Source organism: uncultured Caballeronia sp., assembly GCF_964243625.1.
In the GTDB taxonomy this organism is placed as follows: Bacteria; Pseudomonadota; Gammaproteobacteria; order Burkholderiales; family Burkholderiaceae; genus Caballeronia.
Window position 1 is genome coordinate 1 of the sequence record NZ_CAXTGZ010000643.1, and the last position, 3388, is coordinate 3388.

The 3388-nt window shown below is 57.8% G+C and carries 5 protein-coding genes; 1 reads left to right on the forward strand and 4 read right to left on the reverse strand.

Going from position 1 to position 3388, the window contains the following annotated elements:
• The 4 genes from ACFFAR_RS28545 to ACFFAR_RS28560 form a co-directional block, all read right to left on the reverse strand.
• Positions 1-258, reverse strand: a 258-nt coding sequence (locus ACFFAR_RS28545; RefSeq protein ID WP_375508938.1) for a twin-arginine translocation signal domain-containing protein, incomplete at its 3' end; no start/stop codon positions are given.
• Positions 230-565 carry a chaperone NapD gene (locus ACFFAR_RS28550; RefSeq protein WP_061999770.1) on the reverse strand — a complete coding sequence of 112 codons (336 nt, stop codon included), beginning with the start codon at positions 563-565 and terminating at the stop codon, positions 230-232. The genes ACFFAR_RS28550 and ACFFAR_RS28545, both read right to left, overlap by 29 nt.
• 51 nt (positions 566-616) lie before the next feature.
• Positions 617-775 carry a periplasmic nitrate reductase, NapE protein gene (locus ACFFAR_RS28555; protein WP_062170125.1) on the reverse strand — a complete coding sequence of 53 codons (159 nt, stop codon included), beginning with the start codon at positions 773-775 and terminating at the stop codon, positions 617-619.
• Between the two features lie 261 nt (positions 776-1036).
• Positions 1037-1741, reverse strand: coding sequence for a glutathione binding-like protein (locus tag ACFFAR_RS28560; RefSeq protein WP_174363807.1), 705 nt, complete (start codon positions 1739-1741; stop codon positions 1037-1039).
• A gap of 263 nt (positions 1742-2004) precedes the next feature.
• Here ACFFAR_RS28560 and ACFFAR_RS28565 point away from each other — a divergent pair.
• Positions 2005-3388 (forward strand): malate synthase G (locus tag ACFFAR_RS28565; protein WP_375508939.1); only part of this gene is annotated, 1384 nt, incomplete at its 3' end.

A 3388-nucleotide genomic window follows, 5' to 3' on the forward strand; every position in this document is an offset into this window, starting at 1 on the left:
CACGCAATTCAGCCCGCGATTCACTTCCGCTTGTGGATCGCCCTGCGTCGCGACCACCTTGCCGCCTTTCACACCCACGCTCACGCCGCAGCCTGTTCCGCAGAACCGGCACGGCGCTTTCGACCATTTCACTTCGGTGTCAACGGCGCCCGCCATTCGATCCACGCCCGTGGCGAGCGCCGGCAGCGCCAATCCTGCCGCTGAAGCTGCCGTGGCGGCTGCCGTTTGCTTAATAAAGCTTCGACGCGTCAGGCTCATTCCGGATCTCCTCATCGAGCGCGGCCACGTCTTCGTGATGCTGATATACGAGCGATGCCGAATACACGCCCTGCATTGCATGAATGGCGTCTATCTGGTCAGCGAGAACACCCGACCGGTCCGCTTCAAGCGTCACTACCATTTTTCCTTCCGGACTGATTGCGTGAATCTCGGAACCGGGAAACATTGAAATAGCCTGCTTGATTTTTTCCAGATCCAACTTACTTGCATGAACGACGATTCCCGCAATATGCGATTCGGGAATTAAAGCCATTTCAAGGAACGCGTTTTTCAGGCGTGCAGACATAACCCGACTCCTGTCGTTGTGTAACGTTAAACGGTTTAATTTACAAATAAGTCAATGAGGCGGACCACCGATCGCCATTTGATAAAACCAGACCACAAAACCATATGCAGCAACGAACATGATCGTCAGAACCGGAACCATCACGACGGTCAGGAACAGGAAGCTGCGCAGCTCTTCCGTCTTTTGAAGGGACGTTTCGGTTTTGGTCATGATTATGCCGACGTTAAAACACGCGCAATTGAAGCCGTGTTATTGAGATGCCGTTGTGAGATTGATTGTTGGCGCAGGAGAGAAAAGCGTCAAGCGGTTTATTATTTTGGTAACCGCGACGTCAAGCCGATCATTTCGGCGTTTTTATTTTAATAACAATGCGAGGAACAAGATTTTTTATTATCTCGCGATTGCTTATTAATCAGGGCATCGAATACGAAAAGAGGCGGCATAGGAGCCGCCTCGGGGAACCTGAAAACATCAACCCCGCTTCGGAATGTTCAAGCCTCTGTCGACTGCAGGCCGCGCCACGAACGCAGCCAGCACACGTTTCACGTTCGGGAAGTTATCGATGCCCACCAGATCTCCCGCCTCATAAAAACCGATCAGGTTGCGAATCCACGGAAAACTCGCAATGTCCGCGATCGTGTATTCGTCGCCCATGATCCATTTCCGGCCGGCGAGCCGCTGCTCGACCACACCCAGGAGACGCTTCGATTCCGCCACGTACCGGTCGCGCGGACGCTTGTCCTCGTAATCCTTGCCTGCAAACTTGTTGAAGAAACCGAGCTGGCCGAACATCGGGCCGATTCCGCCCATCTGGAACATCACCCACTGGATCGTCTCGTAACGGCCGGCCGCGTCCTGCAGGATGAACTGGCCGGTTTTATCGGCGAGATAAAGCAGGATCGCGCCCGATTCGAACAGCCCGAGCGGTTTGCCGTCCGGTCCGTCCGGATCGATGATCGCCGGGATCTTGTTGTTCGGATTCAGCGATAAAAATGCCAGCGACGTCTGGTCATTCGTCTCGAAGCTCACCAGATGCGGCTCGTACGGCAAACCCGTCTCCTCCAGCATGATAGAGACCTTGACGCCGTTGGGCGTCGGCAGCGAATAAAGCTGCAGCCGCTCGGGATGCTGCGCCGGCCATTTTGCCGTGATGGGGAACGCGGACAACTCGGTCATGGAATCCTCTGAACGATAAAGATTGAACAGCGGCAATGATGCGCCGCCTGCATGGATTGATCGGTCAATTACAGCGTACAGGACGACAAATATAGTCATTCCGGCTTTGCTTGTCTTCGCGCGCCGGACGTCGGCGAACTCGTAGAGGCGATCCTCCACGCCCTTTACAACGTCACCAACCGGTCGATTGGGCCAAGAAGCGTTAACATGATGGCAATTACAATGCTGCATCGCGACGAATACAAACAGAGCTGGAGATACTCATGAGTCAAATGATTAAGCGAAACGGTTTGCAGGTGGCGGACGTGCTCGCCAAGTACGTCGATGACGAGGCGCTGTCGGGCGTCGGCATCGAAAGCGAAGCGTTCTGGAAAGGTTTCGATGCCCTCGTCCACGACCTCGCGCCGAAAAACCGTGCGCTGCTCGCCGAGCGCGACCGGCTGCAGGCGGAACTCGACACATGGCACAAGGCGAATCCCGGCCCGGTGCGTGATCTCAAGGCGTACCGCGGATTCCTGGAGAGCGTCGGGTACATTGTCCCGTCGAGCACGGCCGTGAAAGCGACGACCCAGAACGTCGATACGGAAATCGCGACGCAGGCCGGCCCGCAACTCGTCGTGCCTCTTTCGAATCAACGTTACGCGCTCAACGCCGCAAATGCGCGCTGGGGCAGTCTGTACGACGCGCTCTACGGCACCGACGCGATCCCCGACACCGACGGCGCGGAGCGCACCAGGCAGTTCAACCCGGCTCGCGGCGCGAAGGTCATCGCGCGCGCCCGTGCTTTCCTCGACGAAGCCGCGCCGCTCGCGAACGGTTCGCATGCCGATGCAACCGCGTATCGCGTGGAAGGCGGCAAGCTCGCCGTCACGCTGAAAAACGGATCGTCAGCGTTGCAATCGCCGGAGCAGTTCATCGGCTTCCAGGGCGATGCAAACGCGCCGTCGGCCATCCTCCTCAAGCATCACGGCCTGCACTTCGAGATCCAGATCGACGCCGCGGATTCCATCGGCAAGACGGATTCCGCGCACGTGAAAGACGTGCTGATGGAAGCGGCTGTCTCGACGATCATCGACTGCGAAGACTCGGTCGCCGCCGTCGATGCCGCCGACAAAGTCCAGCTCTACCGCAACTGGACTGGCCTCATGAAGGGCGATCTGGCCGAAGACGTGACGAAGAACGGAAAGACGTTCACGCGCCGCCTGAACGCCGATCGCGAATACACCGCGCCCGATGGCTCGACGGTCAAGCTGCATGGCCGCTCGCTGCTCTTCATTCGCAACGTCGGGCATCTGATGACGAACCCGGCCGTGGTCGATCGCGATGGACATGAGATTCCGGAAGGCATTCTCGATGCCGTGATGACATCGCTCGGCGCCGTGCACGACCTGAAAAACAAGCTTAATTCGCGCACGGGCTCGATTTACATCGTCAAGCCGAAGATGCACGGCCCGGCCGAAGTTGCTTTCTCCGATGAGCTGTTTGGCCGCGTCGAAGACCTGCTTGGTTTGCCGCGAAACACCATCAAGATGGGCATCATGGACGAGGAGCGCCGCACGAGCGTCAACCTGCAGGCGTGCATTGCGGCGGCATCGGCGCGGGTCGCGTTCATCAACACGGGTTTCCTCGATCGCACCGGCGACGAAA